The sequence below is a fragment of the Microbulbifer litoralis genome (assembly GCF_023634065.1).
In the GTDB taxonomy this organism is placed as follows: domain Bacteria; phylum Pseudomonadota; class Gammaproteobacteria; order Pseudomonadales; family Cellvibrionaceae; genus Microbulbifer; species Microbulbifer litoralis.
In genome coordinates this window covers 167915-188027 of sequence record NZ_JALKCV010000006.1, presented here as the reverse complement: position 1 = coordinate 188027, position 20113 = coordinate 167915, and the positions used below count along the sequence as shown (strand labels likewise).

The 20113-nt window shown below is 64.8% G+C and carries 16 protein-coding genes; 11 read left to right on the top strand and 5 right to left on the bottom strand.

The features are described 5' to 3' along the window. Positions 1-53: 53 nt before the first annotated feature. Positions 54-2141, top strand: a complete 2088-nt coding sequence (locus tag MWN76_RS11445) for an EAL domain-containing response regulator (protein WP_250461549.1) — start codon at positions 54-56, stop codon at positions 2139-2141. 135 nt (positions 2142-2276) lie between these two features. After that, complete coding sequence (locus MWN76_RS11440) at positions 2277-4232, top strand: M1 family metallopeptidase (protein WP_250461548.1); 1956 nt, start codon at positions 2277-2279, stop codon at positions 4230-4232. Positions 4233-4650: 418 nt separating this feature from the next. Here the strand turns inward: MWN76_RS11440 and serB are convergent, their stop codons facing one another. Then, complete coding sequence (serB, locus tag MWN76_RS11435; RefSeq protein WP_250461547.1) at positions 4651-5766, bottom strand: phosphoserine phosphatase SerB; 1116 nt, start codon at positions 5764-5766, stop codon at positions 4651-4653. A 123-nt stretch (positions 5767-5889) separates the two neighbouring features. Between serB and MWN76_RS11430 the strand changes: the two genes are divergently transcribed. The 9 genes from MWN76_RS11430 to MWN76_RS11390 all read left to right on the top strand — a co-directional run bounded on the left by MWN76_RS11430 (position 5890) and on the right by MWN76_RS11390 (position 16566). Beyond that, a complete protein-coding gene (locus MWN76_RS11430; RefSeq protein WP_250461546.1) occupies positions 5890-6978 on the top strand; it encodes a hypothetical protein in 1089 nt (362 codons plus the stop codon). A 132-nt stretch (positions 6979-7110) separates the two neighbouring features. Beyond that, positions 7111-7530: a MerR family transcriptional regulator gene (locus MWN76_RS11425; RefSeq protein ID WP_250461545.1), complete on the top strand. Its 420-nt coding sequence runs from the start codon at positions 7111-7113 to the stop codon at positions 7528-7530. A gap of 25 nt (positions 7531-7555) precedes the next feature. Next, positions 7556-8725 (top strand): isovaleryl-CoA dehydrogenase, encoded by a 1170-nt coding sequence (locus tag MWN76_RS11420; protein WP_250461544.1) that lies wholly within the window; start codon positions 7556-7558, stop codon positions 8723-8725. A 287-nt stretch (positions 8726-9012) separates the two neighbouring features. Next, positions 9013-10620: a carboxyl transferase domain-containing protein gene (locus MWN76_RS11415; protein WP_250461543.1), complete on the top strand. Its 1608-nt coding sequence runs from the start codon at positions 9013-9015 to the stop codon at positions 10618-10620. A gap of 100 nt (positions 10621-10720) precedes the next feature. After that, on the top strand, positions 10721-11518 hold the full coding sequence (locus tag MWN76_RS11410) for an enoyl-CoA hydratase/isomerase family protein (RefSeq protein WP_250461542.1): 798 nt from the start codon (positions 10721-10723) through the stop codon (positions 11516-11518). 129 nt (positions 11519-11647) lie between these two features. Continuing rightward, positions 11648-13651: an acetyl/propionyl/methylcrotonyl-CoA carboxylase subunit alpha gene (locus tag MWN76_RS11405; RefSeq protein ID WP_250461541.1), complete on the top strand. Its 2004-nt coding sequence runs from the start codon at positions 11648-11650 to the stop codon at positions 13649-13651. A 61-nt stretch (positions 13652-13712) separates the two neighbouring features. Then, positions 13713-14609 (top strand): hydroxymethylglutaryl-CoA lyase, encoded by an 897-nt coding sequence (locus MWN76_RS11400; RefSeq protein ID WP_250461540.1) that lies wholly within the window; start codon positions 13713-13715, stop codon positions 14607-14609. An 85-nt stretch (positions 14610-14694) separates the two neighbouring features. Further along, the gene (gloA, locus tag MWN76_RS11395; protein WP_250461539.1) at positions 14695-15243 is read left to right on the top strand and encodes a lactoylglutathione lyase; all 549 of its coding nucleotides are present in this window, start codon (positions 14695-14697) and stop codon (positions 15241-15243) included. Positions 15244-15318: 75 nt separating this feature from the next. Next, positions 15319-16566 (top strand): DUF945 family protein, encoded by a 1248-nt coding sequence (locus MWN76_RS11390; protein WP_250461538.1) that lies wholly within the window; start codon positions 15319-15321, stop codon positions 16564-16566. Between the two features lie 85 nt (positions 16567-16651). On the opposite strand, the gene MWN76_RS11385 is transcribed toward MWN76_RS11390, so the two are convergent. The 4 genes from MWN76_RS11385 to alaE all read right to left on the bottom strand — a co-directional run bounded on the left by MWN76_RS11385 (position 16652) and on the right by alaE (position 19942). Further along, positions 16652-17005 carry a DUF4870 family protein gene (locus MWN76_RS11385; protein WP_250461537.1) on the bottom strand — a complete coding sequence of 118 codons (354 nt, stop codon included), beginning with the start codon at positions 17003-17005 and terminating at the stop codon, positions 16652-16654. A 128-nt stretch (positions 17006-17133) separates the two neighbouring features. Beyond that, complete coding sequence (locus MWN76_RS11380) at positions 17134-18504, bottom strand: response regulator (RefSeq protein ID WP_250461536.1); 1371 nt, start codon at positions 18502-18504, stop codon at positions 17134-17136. Between the two features lie 202 nt (positions 18505-18706). After that, entirely contained in the window at positions 18707-19399 is a 693-nt protein-coding gene (locus MWN76_RS11375; RefSeq protein WP_250461535.1) for an aspartate/glutamate racemase family protein, read from the bottom strand. Positions 19400-19432: 33 nt separating this feature from the next. Then, positions 19433-19942 (bottom strand): L-alanine exporter AlaE, encoded by a 510-nt coding sequence (alaE, locus tag MWN76_RS11370; RefSeq protein ID WP_250461534.1) that lies wholly within the window; start codon positions 19940-19942, stop codon positions 19433-19435. Positions 19943-20113: the final 171 nt, after the last annotated feature.

Sequence of the window (20113 nt, the reverse complement as noted above, 5' to 3'; positions counted from 1 at the left end):
GTGCCGGCCCGGCGTGCCCAGGCGCCGGTCGCAGCAGTAGCAAGAGCACCATAATGAGCAGCAACGACACTATCCGACTTCTGTTAATTCACGATACTCCCTCCGAGGCCCAGCGCCTGGTCAGCATGCTGCACAATGCCGGGCGCCCGAACCGCGCCCAGCATGTGGCCAGTGCCGAGGCGCTGGTCAAGTTGCTGCAGGACAAGACCTGGGACCTGCTGATCGCCGCCGATACCAGCGAGAAGGTGCCGCCGGCGGTGGCGCTGCGCACCATCAGCAAGCTGCAGAAGGATGTGCCGGTGGTGCTGCTGAGCGAGCGCAGCGGGTCCCAGCCGGTGGTGGAGGGCCTCAAGGTGGGCGCGCGCGACGTGGTCACTGTGGACGAGGACCAGCACCTGCTGCTGGTGATCCAGCGCGAGATGATCGCGCTTGAGAACCGCCGCAAGGCGCGCCTGCACGACCGCCGTTACCACGCCACCCTGCAGCGCGCCAAGGAGCTGCTGGACAGTTCCAAGGATGCCATCGCCTATGTCTCCGACGGCCTGATCGTCTACGCCAACGACTCCTTCGCCGAGCGCTTCGGCTATTCCAGTAACGACGATATCGAGTACCAGCCGCTGATCGACATGCTGACCGAGGGCGAGCAGGAAGATGCGCGCGACTTCCTCAAGCAGTGCGCCATCGACAATAACGAGGTGGAGGCGCAGGAGTGGAAGTTCACCGCCAAGACCGCTTCCGGCAGCCCGCTGCCGATCCGCGCCGAGGTATTGTCCACCGTCTACGACGAGGAGCGCTGCCTGCAGGTGCGCATCGCCGCGCGCGGCGGCGATACCGAGCAACTGGAGGCCCAGCTCAGCGATATCAAGAACCGCGACCCGCTCACCGGCCTCTACAACCGCCAGTATTTCCTGCAACTGCTGGACAAGGCGATTGCCGCCACTGCCGGTGCCCAGCGCACCGGCGGCCTGATGTATATCGAGATCGACCGTTTCGAGGAGACGGTGGAGAAAACCGTGGGGGTGGCGGGTGTCGATGCGCTGCAGAAAAAAATGGCCGAGCTGTTGCAGTCCAGCCTGCGTCGCGGCGACCTGGTGGCCCGCTACGGCGAGGAGAGTTTCTGCCTGCTGATGCCGGAAACCACCCCGGACAGCGCCGAGCAGCGCACCCGCGAACTGCTGCAAAAAATCTCCGACACCATTTTCGAGGCCGGCGGCAAGACACTGCACATCACCGCCTCGGTGGGTATTTCGCTGCTGAGCGAGGCCTCCGGTGCGGCGCAGAAAGTGCTCGACCAGGCCCTGCAGGCCCACGAGCTGGCCCTGCAGCAGCAGGAAAAAGGCAATGGCTTTGCCCTCTACGAGCCGGATACCGACCAGCAGGGCGATGCCGACACCTATCACCGTGCGCGCGTGCTGCAGGCGCTGGAAGACGGCAATATGAAGCTGCTCTACCAGCCGATCCTGAGCCTGCAGGGCAGCGGCGAACAGATCTACGAGGTGCTGGTGCGGCTGGTGGACGGCAAGGAGGAACTGGCCCCGGTGGCTTTCCTCGAGGCCCTGGGCGAGGCGAGCCTGGCCACCAAGATGGATCGCTGGGTGATTCTCAACGCGATCAAGGCCGCCTCCGCACAGCGCGCCGGCGGCAAGAATGTCTCCCTGCTGCTGCATATCACCAGCGCCTCGCTGCTCGACACCGGCCTGCCGGCCTGGCTCGGCGTCGCCTTCAAGGCCGCCAAGGTGCCGCCCAAGGGCGTCGTGTTCCAGCTGCGCCAGGAGGATATCGACAGCAACCTGCACGCCGCGCGGGATTTCACCCGGCAGGTGCAGGAACTCGGTTGCCGCGTGTCGGTGTGCCATTTCGGCACCGGCCTCAATCCGTTCAAGGCGCTGGAACACGTCAAGGTGGATATCGCCAAGGTGGATCCGTCTTTTGTGCGCGAGGTGCAGGACGAGGGCGAGAGCAGCGAGACCCTGGCCAATCTGGTCAGGCAGTTGGGCGAGGCCGACACCAGGGTGATAGTGCCGCATATCGAACAGGCCAGCATGCTGCCGACCCTGTGGCAGACGGGCACCGACTATATCCAGGGTTACTACGTGCAGGCGCCGGCCGAGGAAATGGATTTCGATTTCAGCCTCGACTGAAGGATCCGGGGCCCGCGCTCACCGACTTTGCAAAAGGGCCGGGTCTGGCCCATTTGGCATTTCGCATTCATCATTTCCCGCCCCTCGGGTATCCTGTGCCGCGATTTCATAAGCAGAATACCCATGGAGCCCCGCATGTTGCCCCGTATACTCTGTACCGGCCTGCTCGCCAGCGCGCTTGCGCTGGCGGCCGGCTGTTCCAAACCCGAACCCGTCTCCGAGCCGGAAGCTACCGACAAGGCTGTCGCCGAGACCGCGGCCGAGCCGGCCAGGCAGAAGGCCGATAGCAAGGGGCCGGAGCCCGGCGTGGACTACCACTCCTTCGCCAATACGGAAGATTACCGCGTCGAGCACCTGGACCTGGACCTGGCCGTGGACTTCGACGAGAAAGTGCTCGAGGGCGAGGCGAAGCTGAAGTTCAAGCGCCTCACCGATGGCAATCCGCCGCTGGTACTCGACACCCGCGACCTGGATATCCAGGCGGTGAAAGCCGGCCACGGCGGGCAGATGGAAGCGGTGAAGTTCTCCCTGGGCGAGAAAGACGATCACCTGGGCACACCGCTCAAAATCCAGCTGCCGAAAAACGCCACCAGCGTGGCCATCGAATACCGCACCTCCCCGGACGCCTCCGGCGTACAGTGGCTGGAGCCGCAGCAGACCGCCGGCAAGCAACACCCCTTCCTGTTTACCCAGGCCCAGGCGATCCACGCGCGCAGCTTTGTGCCGCTGCAGGACACCCCGTCGGTGCGCATCACCTACAATGCCACCATCCGAACCCCGGAAGAGCTGCGCGCGGTGATGAGTGCCGACAACGACCCGCAGGCAGAGAAAGACGGTGTCTATGAATTCGAGATGCCGCAGCCGATCCCGTCCTACCTGCTGGCGCTGGCCGTCGGCGACCTGGATTTCAAGGCCATGGGCGAGCGCACCGGTGTCTATGCCGAGCCGTCCCTGCTGGACGCGGCGGCGAAGGAGTTCGAGGACACCGAGTCGATGCTGGAGGTCAACGAGAAGGTCTATGGCCCCTATCGCTGGGACCGCTACGACCTGCTGATCCTGCCACCCAGCTTCCCGTTTGGCGGCATGGAAAACCCGCGCCTGAGCTTTATCACCCCGACTGTGATCGCCGGTGACAAGAGCCTGGTGGCGCTGATCGCCCACGAGCTGGCCCACTCCTGGTCCGGCAACCTGGTGACCAATGCCACCTGGCGCGACCTGTGGCTGAACGAGGGCTTCACCACCTACCTGACCAATCGCATCATGCAGAACGTCTATGGCGACGAGCGCTACAAAATGGAAATGGCGCTGGGCTATGCGGACCTGGAAGAGGATATGGCAGATCGCCCGGACAGCGATGAAATCCTGGCGACCGATGTACGCGGCCGGGACCCGGACGCGGTCTTCTCCAATATCCCCTATGAAAAAGGTTCCCTGTTCCTGTACGAGCTGGAGCAGAAGGTCGGTCGCGAGAACTTCGATCAGTTCCTGCTCGATTACTTCAACCACTTCTCGTTCCAGAGCATCAGTACGGAAGATTTCCTGAACTACCTGAATGAGACATTGCTGAAGCAGTACCCGGACAAACTGAGTGCCGAGCGCATTCACGAATGGATCTACGAGCCGGGCCTGCCGGAGGGCGCTCCGCACCCGACCTCCGATGCCTTTGCCAGGATCGACCCGGTGCGCCAGCAGTGGCTGGATGGCGAGATCGCGGCCGGGGATATCGACACCAGCGGCTGGACCTTCCACCAGTGGAAGTACTTCCTCGACGGCATGCCGGAGAAACTCAGTGACGACCAGCTGGCAGAGCTGGACGAGACCTTCGGCCTGACCGAGTCGAAAAACAATGAGATCGCCTTCAGCTGGCTGATGATCGCCGTGCGCAACGACTACCAGCCGGCCTTCCCGCGCCTGGAGGAATTCATGGTCGGCATCGGCCGCAACAAGTTCGTGCGTCCGCTCTACCGCAGCCTGGTGGAAAACGGCAAGCGCGATATGGCCGAACGCATCTTCGAGAAGGCCAAGCCGGGTTACCATCCGCTGACCGTCAAGGTGAACAGCAAGATCATCTACGGCGACAGCGAAGACTGATCCCGTCCGCTCCTTTCGATCCATCCCCCACCCGTGCCGGTGGGGGATGCTCTCCGGGCCGTGCGGCCGCATGGCGCGGACGCATGTCCCACCTGTGCCTGTGGACTGAGCTGTGGCAAATTTTGTGGGGATTGTGTGCGAAAGCCTGATACCCTTGTCGCATCCGGCCAAAAGAGTGGCGGCTAATACCTCTCTGCCCTGTTCAGCGCGGAACGCTTTGCCTAACCTGCAGTCGCAAACTTATCCGTGCGCTGGGTGAGTGAATGGAGACACTTATGCGAAACCGAATGATCTTCATGGTACTGCTGGTGCTGCTGGCCAGCAGTTGTACCGGTGGCGTCTGCATCGATCGCGAGAAACAGCGTCCGCTGCCGTTCCCACACGCCTTCGCCTGATTCCCGCATAGCCCCGCCGGCGTCTACAGCAGCTTTTCTATCTGTCGATCGTTGAGGCCGAACAGGTACAGCGCTGCGTCCAGGCCGAAATGTACAATCGCCTGCGGCGCCTCCAGACGTACCTTCGGCTTGGGATGAATCGCGATGCCCAGCGCTCCCAGGTTCAGCATCGGGATATCGTTGGCACCGTCGCCGACGGCGATCACCTGATCGCGCCCCAGCTTCAGCTCTTCCGCCATCTGTTCCAGCAATAACCGCTTGCGGTTACCGTCCACGATCGGCTCGATCACGCCACCGGTGAGTGCACCGTCGGCAAATTCCAGCTGGTTGGCGTGGATAAAATCCACCGCCAGCCGCTCCCGCTGCAGGTAGTCGGCGAAATAGGTGAAGCCGCCGGACAGGATCGCCGTCTTGCAGCCCAGCGCGCGCAGCGCCCGCAGCAGCAGTTCGGCGCCGTCCTTCAGCGGCAGCCGCGCCGCGATCTCGCCCAGGCGCTGTTCGGAGAAGCCCCGCAGCAGCGCCATGCGTTTCCTGAAGCTCTGGCGGAAATCCAGTTCGCCGCGCATGGCCGCCTCGGTGATCGCCGCCACCTGCTCGCCGATGCCGGTGACCCTGGCCAGCTCGTCGATCACCTCTGCGTCGATCAGGGTGGAGTCCATATCGAAACCCGCCAGCCGCGGCGGCCGCTGGCTGCTGCCGGGTTGCAGCACCAGGTCCGCCTGCAGTGTTTCCGCCAGCTGCAGGCAGGCGTGCCTGGCCGCTGCAAACTCCAGCTCCGCCCCCAGTTGGAAGCGCAGCACGGTGCGGTCGTCGCGACGGGCCAGGGTGTCCACCGCGACCGGGGTCCATTCGCACCCGGCGAAGAAGGCCAGTAGTTGCTGCAGCTGCGTGAGGTCCACGCGGGGCGAGAGCAGGGTGACGCACCAGCGGCCGGTCACCGGGGCGGGTTCGGCCGCCGCCGCAGCCGGTGCATCGCCCCGTTCGCCCAGTGGCGAGGCGCCGCTGTACTCGAGGCCGAGGTGTGCACGGTTGCCGTGGAGCTCGAGATAGCGGACCCTGGCGCTGTCCGAGTCCGGGAGCTGCCGCGCGATCTCCTCCAGCGGCATTCTGAATTCGCGCAGTGTCGGCGCTGTGCCCATAGTGGTCTTTCCTGTGTCCGGTCGAAATTGGGGATGGTCGGAATTGGAGGCGCATTATAGCTCCCGGGGGATTATTCGCTAAAATCGACCCGGATCGACAACGACAACCAACCGCGGCCGCCCATGATTGCCTCCCTTATCCACAACAGCCAGAAATTGCCGAAGCTGATCGCGCAGCTGCCACAGCGCCGGCGCCAGCAGTTGCTGGCGGGCCTGATCTGGCTGGTGCTGGCGCTTTTCTGCAGCGCGGCGCTGGGCCACTACTACGGCCAGCAGAAAGCCGCGACCATCGCCCGCGACCGCGCCGAGGCCCGCGCCGCGGCCACGTTTCTCGCCGGCCAGAGCCTGGAGCGGATCGTCGCCGGCGATCGCATCAGCATGCAGCTGCTGACCAGGCAGCTGCTGGAACTGCCGGCCATCACTGGCATCACCGTGCAGGATGTGGAATCCAATCCGCTGGCGCAGGTGGGCGACCCGGAGCGCGGCGAGACGGTGACGGCACCGGTGGTGCTGCACGACAGCCTGGCCGGCAGTGTGACCGTGAACCTGATACCCGGCAGCGAGGTGCGCTTTCCCTGGGCCAGCCTGCTGCTGGCGCTGGTGTTCGCACTGCCGTTCAGTGCCGCCGCGGCGCTGGTGTCCGGGCAGTTGTCCTCGCTCGCGTCGGGTGCCGGCACGCGGCGCCCGCTGCCGGTGATGGAGGCGAAACCACCACCGGAGCCCGAACCCGAAGTGCGGGTGGGACTCTATCTCCGCCCGCTGAACTGGGTGCAGCTCGGCAACCAGTTGAGCCGCAGCGCGCTGGAAAAGTTGCAGTGGGACCTGCAGGAGCGGCTGCAGCTGCTGCGGCGGATCTACGACGCGCGACCGCTGAAACACGCCGGCCCGCACCGGGGGCTGGGCTTCTGTGGTGAAGATGCGGCTTTCCGCGCCGTCTGTTGCGGCCTGCTGCTGCGGGAACTGCAGAGTGCCACCGGCCTGCAGCTGTCGGTCGCGGTGGCGCCGGTGGAGCCGGATGCCTTCGACTTCTCCGGCGAGCACCTGCTGTCCCAGGCGCGCGGCCTGGCGCTGCACGGCGAGCTGCTGGACGATCCCTCGCTGCAGGGGCGTATCGAGAGCTACGGTGCCGCCTGGGGCGCCGAGGTCAGCGGCCTGGCGGCCAGTTACCAGAAGCTGCTCGACAACCAGCTGCGCCAACTGCTGAATACCTGACTTACTCCCGAGCCGCGGTTGGCAGTCGGTCGATGGTGACCGGCTGTCCAGTTGTGGTCGGTTTGCGCCCCTTCTTTACGTTTACGTTAACGTAAGCCTCTGCTAGGCTTCAGTGCATCCAGAGGACGCCCTATGAAATCCGAAGCCGCCAGCACAGCATCCGCCGCCGAGGCCGCCAGCTACAGCATTTCCGAGCTGGCGCGGGAGTTCGATATCACCACCCGCACCATCCGTTTCTACGAGGACAAGGGCCTGATCAGTCCCGCGCGCCGCGGCCAGACCCGCGTCTACAGCCCGGAGGATCGGGTGCGGCTGAAGTTGATACTGCGCGGCAAGCGGCTGGGTTTCTCCCTGGACGAGAGCCGGGAAATCATCGACATGTACGACCCGGCCCACGGCAACGTGGAGCAGTTGCACCGGTTGCTGCAGCACATCGAACAGAAGCGCGCGCAGCTGCAACAGCAGTTGCGCGATATCGAGAGCCTGATGGGCGAACTGGACGACGCCGAGACGCGCGCCCGGGCTTCGCTCGCGCAGGCCGAAAACAAGTGACGAGAGAATTTCCAACGGAGTTGTCATGAACACCGCTTACCCGACCCTCAACTTCGGCCTCGGCGAAGAGATCGATATGCTGCGCGATATGGTCTACCGGTTCAGCCAGGCCGAGCTGGCGCCGCGCGCGGCGCAGATCGACGAGGACAATCTGTTCCCGGCCGATATGTGGAAGAAATTCGGCGAGCTGGGCCTGCTGGGCATGACTGTCGAGGAGGAGTACGGCGGCTCCAATATGGGCTACCTGGCCCACGCGGTGGCGATGGAGGAAATCTCCCGCGCCTCCGCTTCCGTGGGCTTGTCCTACGGCGCCCACTCCAACCTGTGTGTCAACCAGATCCGCAAGAACGGTACCCGGGCGCAGAAAGAGAAGTACCTGCCGAAGCTCTGTTCCGGTGAACATGTCGGCGCGCTGGCGATGAGCGAGCCCAACTCCGGCTCCGACGTGGTCAGCCTGCAGCTGCGCGCGGAGAAAAAGGGCGATCGCTATATCCTCAATGGCAACAAGATGTGGATCACCAACGGCCCGGATGCGAATACCTACGTGATCTACGCGCGCACCGAACCGGGTGTCAGCTCCGGCGGTATCACCGCGTTTATCGTCGAGCGGGATTTCCCCGGCTTCAGCCAGGCGCAGAAACTCGACAAGCTGGGCATGCGCGGTTCCAACACCTGCGAGTTGGTGTTCGAGGACTGCGAGGTGCCGGAGGAGAATATCCTCGGCGAACTGAACGGCGGTGTGCGCGTGCTGATGAGCGGCCTGGACTACGAGCGCACCATCCTGTCCGGCGGTCCGGTCGGCATCATGCAGGCCTGCCTGGATGTGGTGGTGCCCTATGTGCACGAGCGCAAGCAGTTCGGCAGGGCGATCGGCGAATTCCAGCTGATGCAGGGCAAGATCGCGGACATGTACACGGACCTGAACGCCAGCCGCGCCTATCTCTACGCGGTGGCCCGCGCCTGTGACCGCGGTGAGGACTCGCGCAAGGATTCCGCCGCGGTGATCCTGTTTACTGCCGAGCGCGCCACGCAGATGGCCCTGCAGGCGATCCAGACGCTGGGCGGCAACGGCTATATCAACGAGTATGCGACCGGCCGGTTGCTGCGCGACGCCAAACTGTACGAAATCGGTGCCGGCACCTCCGAGATCCGCCGCATGCTGATCGGCCGCGAACTGTTTAACGAGACCCGCTAGAGCCCCAGCTCGGCAAGCGGACCGCAGGTCCGCTCTCCCGCTTGCCGGAGAGGGGCCGGGGGAGAGGGCGGTGTCGGTGCCTCCTGAGGTTTTTGCGGTGCCATTAGCCAACTTCGTGGCGGCGCTGCTACCGGTACTGCCTTGCGAGACACGCCGTGTATACATCCCTGTAGGCTTGTCCGCGAGGTCCCTCTCGCGGACAGTCTCGCAAGGCAGTACCGGCATCAGCGCCTTCGCATCTAACCTCTGAGCTGTTAGCGACTGCCTGGAAACGTGAATCAGAATCTATGAGCCAACTACAAAGCAAAATTAACACCCGCGACACCGCTTTCGCCGAAAACCGCGAACAGATGCGGCAACTGGTCGCGGACCTGCGCGAAAAGGTGGAGAAAATTGCCCTCGGCGGCAGCGAGCGCGCGCGGGAAAAACACGTCGCCCGGGGCAAGCTGCTGCCGCGGGACCGCGTCGATGCGCTGCTGGATCCGGGCAGTCCCTTCCTGGAGTTCTCCCAGCTGGCCGCCTACGACGTCTACGGCGAGGATGTACCGGCGGCCGGTATCATCACCGGCATCGGCACCGTCTCCGGCCAGCCCTGTGTGATCGTCGCCAACGACGCCACCGTCAAGGGCGGCACCTACTATCCGCTGACGGTGAAAAAACACCTGCGTGCCCAGGCCATCGCCGAACAGAACAACCTGCCGTGCATCTACCTGGTGGATTCCGGCGGCGCCAACCTGCCGCGCCAGGACGAGGTCTTCCCGGACCGCGAGCATTTCGGCCGCATCTTCTTCAACCAGGCCAACCTGTCGGCACAGAACATCCCGCAGATCGCCGTGGTCATGGGCAGCTGCACCGCCGGTGGCGCCTATGTGCCGGCGATGGCGGACGAATCCATCATGGTCAAGGAACAGGCCACGATTTTCCTGGCCGGCCCGCCGCTGGTAAAGGCCGCCACCGGCGAGGAAGTGACTGCGGAGGAACTGGGCGGCGCGGAAGTGCACTGCCGGGATTCCGGTGTCTCCGACCACTACGCCAACAACGATACGCACGCACTGGAGCTGGCGCGGCGCTCGGTGGCGCGGTTGAACCGGGTTGTGAATCCCGGCCTGGATATCCGCAAACCGGTCGAACCGATCTACCCGCCGGAGGACATCTACGGCGTGGTGCCGGCGGATTCCCGCCAGCCGTACGATGTGCGCGAAATCATCGCCCGCACCGTCGACGGTTCCGAGTTCGATGAATTCAAGGCGCTCTACGGCACCACCCTGGTGACCGGCTTCGCACGCATCCACGGCTATCCGGTGGGTATCGTCGCCAACAATGGCATCCTGTTCGCCGAGAGTGCACAAAAGGGCGCGCACTTTATCGAGCTGTGTGCACAGCGCAATATTCCGCTGGTATTCCTGCAGAACATCACCGGCTTCATGGTCGGCAAACAGTACGAGGCCGGCGGTATCGCCAAGCACGGCGCCAAGATGGTGACCGCGGTGGCCACCGCCAGGGTGCCCAAGATCACCATCCTGATCGGCGGCTCCTTCGGCGCCGGCAACTACGGCATGTGCGGCCGCGCCTACGACCCGAACTTCCTGTTTATGTGGCCCAACGCGCGCATCTCGGTGATGGGTGGTGAGCAGGCCGCCGGCGTACTGGCGCAGGTCAAGCGCGACCAGATGGAGGCGCGCGGCGAATCTTGGAGCGCGGAGGAGGAACAGGCGTTCCGGCAGCCGATCGTCGACGACTACGAGCACCAGGGGCACCCATACTACGCCTCGGCGCGACTGTGGGACGACGGCGTGATCGACCCGGCGGATACGCGCCGGGTGCTGGGGCTGTGCCTGGCGGCGGCGACGCACAGGGAACCGCAGGAGACGAAGTTCGGCGTTTTCCGTATGTAGCGAGAGCCCTCCGCCTCCATGAGCGGGGAGGCTTCCAGGCGAAGGCCGCAGAATTTTGCTGTAGGGTGAGCCCACCCATTTACCGAACAAGGAATTCACAATGAGCGACAAACTGCAGTGCGAAATCGACAGTGAGGGCGTGGCCACGGTTACCCTGAACCGGCCGGATGTCCACAACGCCTTCGACGATGCGTTGATTCGCGAACTGGGCGAAACCTTCGACCAGCTGTCGCAAAAGCCCGGGATCCGCGCGCTGGTGCTGGCCTCCAACGGCAAGAGCTTCTCCGCCGGCGCCGACCTGAACTGGATGAAACGCGTGGCGGACTACTCCGAGGAGGACAACCGCCGCGACGCCGCCGGGCTGGCGGCCATGCTGTACAAGCTGGATACCTTTCCGGCCCCGACCATCGCCCGGGTACAGGGTGCGGCCTTCGGCGGCGCCGTGGGTCTGGTCAGTTGCTGCGATATGGCCGTGGCCAGCGAGCGCGCGAGCTTCTGCCTGTCGGAAGTCAAGATCGGCCTGCTGCCGGCCACCATCAGCCCCTATGTGATCAACGCGGTGGGCGCGCGCCAGGCGCGGCGCTATTTCGTCACTGCCGAGCGTTTCTCTGCCGAGCGCGCACGGGAGATCGGCCTGGTGTCGGAAGTCTGCCCCGAAGCGGAACTGGACCTGGCGGTGCAGAAGCTCGTCAATGCGATTACCGACAACGGCCCGCGCGCCGTGGCCATGGCCAAGCAGCTGGCGATGTCCATGTCCAATCGCGTGATCAACGAAGAACTGCAGGGCCAGACCAGCGCCCTGATCGCCGCCGTGCGCGTATCGCCGGAAGGGCAGGAGGGGCTGAGTGCGTTTCTGGAAAAACGTGCGCCCAATTGGATGCCCAGTGGCAACGAATAAATCGGAATGCCAGGGTTTCGTTGCGGCTTGTGCAGCGGTGGGTTTATTCAATTCAGAAACTTCGGTTGAGAAGTATATCGTTCCCCGGCAACTGAGAAGTGGGCCGGAAGTGGTTAAAAAGAGTGAACCATGATTCGCAAACTGTTAATTGCCAACCGCGGTGAAATAGCCTGCCGTATCATCAAGACCGCCCGCCGGCTCGGTGTTGCCACCGTTGCGGTCTACTCCGACGCAGACGCCGGAGCGCTGCATGTACAACTGGCCGACGAGGCCGTGCACCTGGGGCCGGCGCCGGCGAAGGAATCCTACCTGGATATCCGGAAAGTGATTGCCGCCGCGCAACAGACCGGTGCCGACGCGGTGCACCCCGGCTACGGCTTCCTGTCCGAGAACGCGGAATTCTGCCGCGCCTGTGACAGCGCCGGTATCATCTTTGTCGGCCCGCCGGCGGGCGCGATCGAATCCATGGGTTCCAAGTCCGCCGCCAAGCGCATCATGGAAGAGGCGGGCGTGCCACTGGTACCGGGCTATCACGGCACCAACCAGAACGCCGATATCCTCGAGGGCCACGCCCAGCGCATCGGCTACCCGGTATTGCTGAAGGCCGCCGCCGGCGGTGGCGGCAAGGGCATGCGCCGCGTCGACAGCGCGGATCAATTCCACAGCGCACTGGAAGCGGCCAAGCGCGAGGCGATGAATGCCTTCAGCGACGACCTGATGCTGCTGGAGCGCTACGTGGTCGAGCCGCGCCACGTGGAAATCCAGGTGTTCTGTGACAAACAGGGCAACGGCGTCTACCTGTTCGAACGCGACTGCTCCGTGCAGCGCCGCCACCAGAAAGTGGTCGAGGAAGCGCCCGCGCCGGGCATGAACGAAGACCTGCGGGCGCGCATGGGCGAGGCGGCGTTGCGCGCCGCCCACGCCATCGGCTACGTCGGCGCCGGTACAGTGGAATTCCTGCTCGATGCCAGCGGCGCCTTCTATTTTATGGAGATGAACACCCGCCTGCAGGTGGAGCATCCGGTCACCGAAATGATCACCGGCCAGGACCTGGTGGCCTGGCAGCTGGCGGTCGCCGCCGGCGACCCGTTGCCGCTGCAACAGGACGACCTGACGATACTCGGCCACGCCTTCGAAGTGCGTATCTACGCCGAGGACCCGGACAACGACTTCCTGCCCGCCACCGGCACCCTGGTGCGCCACCGTCCGCCGAAAGAGGGCGACGGCGTGCGCGTGGATACCGGTGTGCAGGGCGGCGACGAGATCAGCGTGCACTACGACCCGATGATCGCCAAGCTGATCTGCCACGGCCGCAACCGCCGCGAGGCGCTGGCCAAACTCGACCGCGCACTGCAGCAGTACCAGATCGCCGGCGTGCGCCACAATATCGAGTTCCTGCGCCGCGTCATCAACCACCGCGAATTTGCCGGTGGCCGCGCCACGACCCATTTTATCGAGGATCACGAAAGAGAAATCCTGCAGCGGGAACACGAACTGACGCCGCTGAAATGCGCCGCCATCGCCGGCTACCTGAGCGAGCGCGAGGAGTGCAACCTGCGCGCCCGGGCTCCGCAGGCCGATCCCCAATCGCCGTGGCACACCGGCGACAACTGGCGCGGCAACCTGACCGGCCGCCGCCGGCACAGTATCGATCACCGCGGCCAGCACGCCGAGATACTGTTCGCCCGCGACGGCGAAACCCTGAACTGGCAGAGCCGCGACACGCAGGGCCGGGAGCTGTCCGGCGAAATCCACCTGCTGCGCGGTCGCGAGCTGGCGTTGGTGGATGGCCGCCGGGTGAGTTTTTCCAGCGTGGATACCGGGCAGGGCGGCTCCATTTTCATCGACGGTACCCAGGTGGAGTTTGAACTGCTGCCGCCGGATATGGGCGAGGCCGGAGACTACCAGCAGGGGCTGGAAGCGCCGATGAACGGCACCATCGTTACACTGCTGGTGGAGGCGGGCGCAGAAGTGGAGAAAGACCAGCCGCTGCTGGTCATGGAAGCGATGAAAATGGAGCACACGCTGCGCGCACCCGCCGCCGGCACCGTGCAGCAGTTTTTCTGTGCCGCCGGCGAGCTGGTGGATGGCGGTCGGTTGCTGATCGACTTTGCCGCGGAAAGTCAGGCCTGACTTGTAGGAGCCTGCCTGCAGGCAGGCTCCTACAGGTAAACTCCAGTTTTTGGAAATGATTATGAACCTGCCAAGCAGAGTAAAAATGGTCGAGGTGGGCCCGCGCGATGGCCTGCAGAACGAGAAGCGCGAAATCGACGTGGCCACTCGCGTGTCGCTGATCGATCGCCTCAGCGCCGCCGGCCTGCCGGTGATCGAGGCCGGCAGTTTTGTCAGCCCCAAATGGGTGCCGCAGATGGCCGCCAGCGACGAGGTACTGGCCGGTATCCAGCGCAAACCCGGCACCGTCTACAGTGCGCTGACGCCGAACATGAAAGGCTACGAGCGCGCGATCGCAGCCGGCGCCGACGAGGTGGCGGTCTTCGGTGCGGCCTCCGAGTCCTTCACGCAGAAAAATATCAACTGCTCGATCGAGGAGAGCCTGGAGCGTTTCCGGCCGCTGCTGGAACGGGCTCAGAAAGATGGTATCCGCGTGCGCGGCTATGTCTCCTGTGTGCTCGGCTGTCCCTATGAGGGCGATATCGATCCGGCCAGGGTGGCCGAAGTCAGCTCGGCGCTGATGGAGATGGGCTGCTACGAAATCTCCCTCGGCGACACCATCGGCGTCGGCACCCCCGAGGCGGCCAGGCGTATGATCGGGGCGGTGGCGGCGAAGGTGCCGCTGGAAAAACTGGCGGTACATTTTCACGATACCTTCGGCCAGGCGCTGGCCAATATCTACGCCGCGCTGCAGATGGGGGTGGCGGTGGTGGATTCCGCCGTGGCCGGCCTCGGCGGCTGCCCCTATGCCCAGGGCGCCTCCGGCAATGTCGCCAGTGAGGATGTGCTCTACCTGCTGAACGGCCTGGGGATCGAGACCGGTGTCGACCTGCAGCTGCTGGCGGACGCCGGCAACTTCATCTCCCACAAGCTGGACCGGGACAGCAACTCGCGCGTGGCGCGGGCGCTGGCCGGCTGAGAGCTCTCCCCAGCGGCGCGCTTGAAACCGCCGCCGCCGGCCCCCATCGTTAGCGGAACACCGAATCCCTCCAAGGAGTCAGCAGATGTCCCGCCACTTCGAACAGGCCCCGGGCCTCGCGGAAAGCGCCGATCCGGATACCGAAGGCTACGTTTTCAACCAGACGATGCTGCGCATCAAGGACCCCGAGCGCAGCCTGGATTTCTACACCCGCGTGCTGGGTATGCGCCTGGTGCGCAAACTCGATTTCCCGGAAATGCAGTTCACGCTGTATTTCCTCGGCTACCTGGACGAGCGGCAGGCCGAACAGGTGCCGGAGGACGACAGCCGGCGCACCACCTACACCTTCGGCCGCGAGGCAATGCTGGAGCTGACCCACAACTGGGGTACCGAGAAGGATGCGGACTTCAGCTACCACAACGGCAACGACGAACCCCAGGGCTTCGGCCATATCGGTATCGCCGTACCCGATGTGTACCGGGCGGCCGAGCGTTTCGAGACGCTGGGAGTGCCGTTCCAGAAGCGCCCGGACGACGGCAAGATGAAGGGCCTGGCGTTCATCCGCGACCCGGACGGTTACTGGATTGAGATACTGCAACCGAACATGATCGAGAGCCAGCAGAAAGCCGGTTGACGGCCCTGCGCCGGCGGGACTGCGTCACAGCCAATCTGCTATGATCGGGCAAATTTTGAATCCGATCCGCTGCCCATGAAGTTTCTGCGCCTGACCCTGTTTGCCCTCACCGCCCTGATTGTCGCCGTCGCGCTGGCGGCGCCCGGCTTTATCGGTCCCAAGGTGGAGGAGATCTGGAAACAGCAGCTGTCGCGGCTGCAGGGCGGCGAGGTCAGTGGCTACGAGCGCGGCTGGTTCGGCGCCGAGGCCGATACCCTGGTCCGCAGTGGCGGCGATACCACGCTGCTGCAGAGCGATATCCAGCACGGCCCGCTGTTGTTTACCGCCAGTGGCCCCAGGGTGGGCGCCGTCTACAGCGAGACGCGGTTGTCGCTGGAGGGCCTGGCGCCGCAGCTGCGCGCGCAACTGGAGCAGCTGTACGGCCGCCTGGAGCACAGCCCGGTGGTGCTGGAATCGCTGGTGGCGGCGAACAACCGCGTGGTCAATACCCTGCGCCTGGAGCCCTTTACCCGCCGCGATGGCAACGGCGAGCTGCAGTTTGACGGCGGCCGGGTGCGGCTGGAAACCGACTACAGCGGCGCGGCGCCGGCGGGCACCATCGAGATGGGCTCGGTGCGCTGGACCCGCGGCGGTCGCGAGCGGCTCCATACGGATCCGCTGCAGGGCCGTTTCAGTGTCCAGCCGGGCGTTTCCGGCGAGATATCCCTGCAACTGCCGCTGCTGCGGGCCGAGTCCGATTCGGGCCCGCTGGAAATCCGCGACCTGTCCCTGCAGATCGCGGCGGAATTCCTGCGCTCCCACAAGCTGAAACTGGTATCGGACCTGCGGGCACCGCAGATCCAGTCGGCCACCCCGATCAGCTCGGTGCGCCAGCAGATGACCCTGCCGGAAATCAGTCTTGCCGACCTGAATCATTTCCTGCGCCCGCTGTTGCAGGCACCGGCGGATCGCAACTGGCCGCGGGTGCTGCGGCGCCCGCTGCAGCTGCAGCAGCAGTTGGCGATCGAATCCGCCAACGGCCCGGTGCTGCTCGATGCGAATATCGACTGGGCCGGTATCGCCGCCGGCGCGCGGCCGGTGTCGCAGGCGCCGGCGCAGTGGCTGGAGCCGCTGACCGGCACCGCGACCTTCTCGGCCGCGGAACAGGCGCTGTTGCAGTCGCCGCTGGTGGGCCAGGCTATGACCCTGCGCGACTACGGCCTGTTGCTGGAAAACGACGGGGAGCTGCAGATGCACCTGCAGGTGAATCGGGGCCAACTGCAGGTCAACGGCCAGTTGCTGCCGCCGGACCTGTTCATGCTGGCGCTGATGGGCAAATTCTGAATTGCGCGCTATCGCGCGCATCGACCGCTGCGGCGGCCTCTCCTGCACCCGATGCGCGCAGCGCACCCCGATCCGGAAAGGTCATTCAGTAGGCGGGCCGGTTGTCCGCCAGCACCAGCCAGCCGCGAATCACGCGGTACACCACCCACAGCCAACTGATCCCCAGGATCAGGAAGCCCAGCCCGAAAATCCACACGGTGGCCCAGCCCACCACGACCCACAGCAGGCTGAACCAGAAGGTGCGGATCTGCCAGCGGAAGTGGGATTCCGCCAGCGTGCCGCGCACGTCGCCGCGTTTGAAGTAGTTGATCAGTACACCGATAAAGAAGGGCACGGCGGTAAACAGGGCGATGGCCTGTATCAGGTAGACCAGCGTGGCAAGGTCGCGACCGCTCTGTTCGCGGGCTTCCGGGCTTCTGGTGGGATACTGCTCGGACATGGCATTTTCTCGCAATTGCGTTTCTCCAATATATAGTGTGGGGCTCCCGATTCATTATCAAGACGCCCCGACCGCCACGTCCGGATGCACTCCCGCCGGAATGGGCCCGCGCCGACCGCCAGCGGCGGCTACTGCAGTGCCCACTCGGAGTTCAAATTCTTGTCCCGCCAGGCTTTGAGTTGCTGGATCGACGCCCGCATCAGGTTCAGCAATTCGGTGCGCTGGTGCCGGCCGTATTCCCGCTCGCTGTCGATGGCCAGCCGCGACGCCAGCGCCTGCAGGCGCGCGGCGATGGCCTCCAGGCCGATTTCCCCGGCGCTGGCGCCGAGGGCCTGCGCCAATTTTTCCGCATCGATCCAGTGGCGCCCGGTCAGGGCGCTGGTCAGGGCGGTGATTTTCTTCGGCAGTGTGGCGATGCGGTCGCTCAACAGCTCGGCGAACTGCAGGTGGCCGAGAGTGTCGCGCTGGCGCAGCAGGGTGCTGTTGTTCAGCAGGCGCGTGGGGCGCGGCCGCTGTTCGCGGCTGGTGGTCGTCCTGTGCAGGCGGCGCACGGTCCATTTGAGCAGCTGCTGCAACTGGTAGTCACTGACCGGGCGGGCCAGGACGCCGGTCAGCCCCCGCGCCTGGTAGCGCTCCTTGTCGCCGGGCTGCGGGCCCGCCACCATGGCGAAGATCGGCTGGTCCGGGTTGCCGCGGCGGATCCTGCCGGCGGCCTCGACGCCGTCGAGCAGCGGCAGCCTGCTGTCCATCAGGATCAGGTCGAAGTTGTGTCGCAGCGCCGCTTCGGCGCCATCGATGCCGTTGGTCTCCCGCTGCACCCGGTGACCGCGGGTCTCCAGCGGCTCTATCAGCGAGCCCTCCGCCGAGGCCTCCACCAGCAGGATCGACAGGCTGGTGCTGTCGGGACTGTCCGTGGGCAGCTTCGGCTCCGCCGCCTCCAGTTCCCCCAGGCGCTGGATTTCATCCAGTGACTGCAGGCCGCTCTGCAACTGGCGCTGGGCGATGCCCACCAGTTGCGCGGAGTCCCGGTCACCGCTGCGGGCGAGCAGGTTGAGGGTGCTGTGCACGGCGTCCAGCGGCCGTCGCAGCCGCTGGTCGATCACCGCCTGCAGGTCGGTCTTCTCCCGCTGCTGCCGGGCGATGGTTTCGCGCGCCTCCCCCAGCTCCCGTTCGCGCACGGACAGTTCGCTGCCGTAGGACTGCAGCTGGCGGTAGACACTCTTGTTGTCGGCCCGCAGGGACTCGGCCAGGTTGTCGCTGTCCTCGATGGTGCGCCCGAGGCGTATCCGCAGCAGGATGGCGATGCCGCCCGCCAGCAGCAGGGCGGCACCGAGCCCCGCCGGCCAGTAGAGCGATACCTGTGTCGCGGTCAGGGAGAGCTGCTGTGGCAGTGCCGATGCGGCGGGAGCGATGCAGGCGCTGCCCGCGGCGGCCGCGATGCGCAGACGACTTGCGATACCGGAGCGAGCCCGCTCCCGGTGAAAAAGGGTCTTGTTCATCCTTGTTACCACTGTGGTCGGTCTGTGGTCGGTGCGGGCTGTCCGGCGCCCGCCGGGTCGTGTGTCGTGAAGGCGGAAGTTCAGGGCTTCAGCGCGATTGATACTGCAAACTGGCGCCTTACTCAAGCAAAAAATGAGAAATGGTACGACCTGCCAGGTACGTAAGTACTAGCCATGTAAGCGGGTGTAATGGGCCGGGGAATCAGGCGACACGGGGCAGGCGTGCGCAGAGCAATTGCAGCATCCGCTCGGACGGAGAAAAGAGGCGGATACCATCGCAGTGGCGGTCCAGCTCGCGGTAGAAGTAGTCGAAATGGGTGCAGCCGAGGATCAGTATCTGCACGCCGCTCTTGGTCAGTGCCGCGGCCAGGTCGTCGAGGGCGTGCTGTTGCACAATCATCTCCGGCGCCACGCTGTCCTCGATATCCTCCACGATCTGCAGGTTGCCGATGCCGATCACCTTGGCGGTGCTGTTGCGGGACAGGATCTCGCGCTCGATATTGGCGCAGCTCTGGCAGTTGGCCGCCAGCAGGCCGAAGTTGCGGTAGCGCCCGGTCAACTCGGCGTAGACTTCCAGCGGCGATATCACCTCGATCGGCGACGCCGCGCGCACCGCGTCCATATCCACCGCGCCGGACAGGGAGTTGCAGTAGATCATCGCGGCCCCGGCGCCGGCCTCGTGCAGCCCGGCGATGGCGTCGATCAGTTGCCGGGTCAGCGCGTCGCGGCCCAGGGCCTGCAACTGGGTCTGGGCCTGCGGCGAGGCAGACAGCGAAAGCCCGACGCCGCGGATGTCGCGGGCGGCGAGAAAGTCCAGCCCGAAACGGGTGTCGATGGCGGTGCCGGCGACCACGCCCAGGGTCGTTGCGCTGTTTTCGATGGCGTTGGTCAACACGGCCCGGCCCTCTCGTTATCTGTTCGCTGTCTGTTATCCCGGCTGTCGGGCCAGTGTACGCGGCCCGCTCCGGGCGCTATTAATCCACAACCGGCGCAGCCAGTCGAGGTAAATTCCGTAGGGCCGACCGAGGCCGCCGGCAATCAGCATGAAGGTGGCACTGGCGGTGGCGATCTCCACCCAGCTGGCGCCGCCGAGCAGCATATTGCCCAGGTAGAGCGGGAACTGGAAACTCAGGAATACGAAGGTGTCCACCAGATAGGCGTTCAACGCGCCGCGGCCGCCAAAGCGGTTCGCCACCCACTGTCGGTAGACGCTGAACGGACGCGCGATCAGCGTATTGAACACCACTGCCAGCAGCCGCACCTTCAGGTGCTCGCGCCAGCCCATGCCCGCCAGCAGCAGCTCGATCGGGATTGCGATGGCCCAGGAGAAGCTGTTCATCGCAAAGATATCCAGCAGCAGTTCGCGGCGCCGGGAAGTCGGCGGCACGGCCGGCGGCGGGGCGTCGTCGGTCTCCGGCATCAGGACTTCGGTGGACATGGCGGTTCGGTACCTCTCAAAAACAACGGATCGCCGGTCGGCGCCGGCGGCCGGAAAGTGGTGGCGATTATATCTACAATCCGCTCAAGATCTAGCTTTACATCTTAATTTTCTGTCTATATTGATATATGCATCCTATTTTATGTCAATTTTGTGTCTGCATTGTTTTCC

Excerpts from the sequence above, each read along its gene's own strand:
- MWN76_RS11445 (WP_250461549.1), top strand. The coding sequence starts at position 54 with ATGAGCAGCAACGACACTATCCGACTTCTGTTAATTCACGATACTCCC.
- MWN76_RS11440 (WP_250461548.1), top strand. The coding sequence starts at position 2,277 with ATGTTGCCCCGTATACTCTGTACCGGCCTGCTCGCCAGCGCGCTTGCG.
- serB (WP_250461547.1), bottom strand. The coding sequence starts at position 5,766 with ATGGGCACAGCGCCGACACTGCGCGAATTCAGAATGCCGCTGGAGGAG.
- MWN76_RS11430 (WP_250461546.1), top strand. The coding sequence starts at position 5,890 with ATGATTGCCTCCCTTATCCACAACAGCCAGAAATTGCCGAAGCTGATC.
- MWN76_RS11425 (WP_250461545.1), top strand. The coding sequence starts at position 7,111 with ATGAAATCCGAAGCCGCCAGCACAGCATCCGCCGCCGAGGCCGCCAGC.
- MWN76_RS11420 (WP_250461544.1), top strand. The coding sequence starts at position 7,556 with ATGAACACCGCTTACCCGACCCTCAACTTCGGCCTCGGCGAAGAGATC.
- MWN76_RS11415 (WP_250461543.1), top strand. The coding sequence starts at position 9,013 with ATGAGCCAACTACAAAGCAAAATTAACACCCGCGACACCGCTTTCGCC.
- MWN76_RS11410 (WP_250461542.1), top strand. The coding sequence starts at position 10,721 with ATGAGCGACAAACTGCAGTGCGAAATCGACAGTGAGGGCGTGGCCACG.
- MWN76_RS11405 (WP_250461541.1), top strand. The coding sequence starts at position 11,648 with ATGATTCGCAAACTGTTAATTGCCAACCGCGGTGAAATAGCCTGCCGT.
- MWN76_RS11400 (WP_250461540.1), top strand. The coding sequence starts at position 13,713 with ATGAACCTGCCAAGCAGAGTAAAAATGGTCGAGGTGGGCCCGCGCGAT.
- gloA (WP_250461539.1), top strand. The coding sequence starts at position 14,695 with ATGTCCCGCCACTTCGAACAGGCCCCGGGCCTCGCGGAAAGCGCCGAT.
- MWN76_RS11390 (WP_250461538.1), top strand. The coding sequence starts at position 15,319 with ATGAAGTTTCTGCGCCTGACCCTGTTTGCCCTCACCGCCCTGATTGTC.
- MWN76_RS11385 (WP_250461537.1), bottom strand. The coding sequence starts at position 17,005 with ATGTCCGAGCAGTATCCCACCAGAAGCCCGGAAGCCCGCGAACAGAGC.
- MWN76_RS11380 (WP_250461536.1), bottom strand. The coding sequence starts at position 18,504 with ATGAACAAGACCCTTTTTCACCGGGAGCGGGCTCGCTCCGGTATCGCA.
- alaE (WP_250461534.1), bottom strand. The coding sequence starts at position 19,942 with ATGTCCACCGAAGTCCTGATGCCGGAGACCGACGACGCCCCGCCGCCG.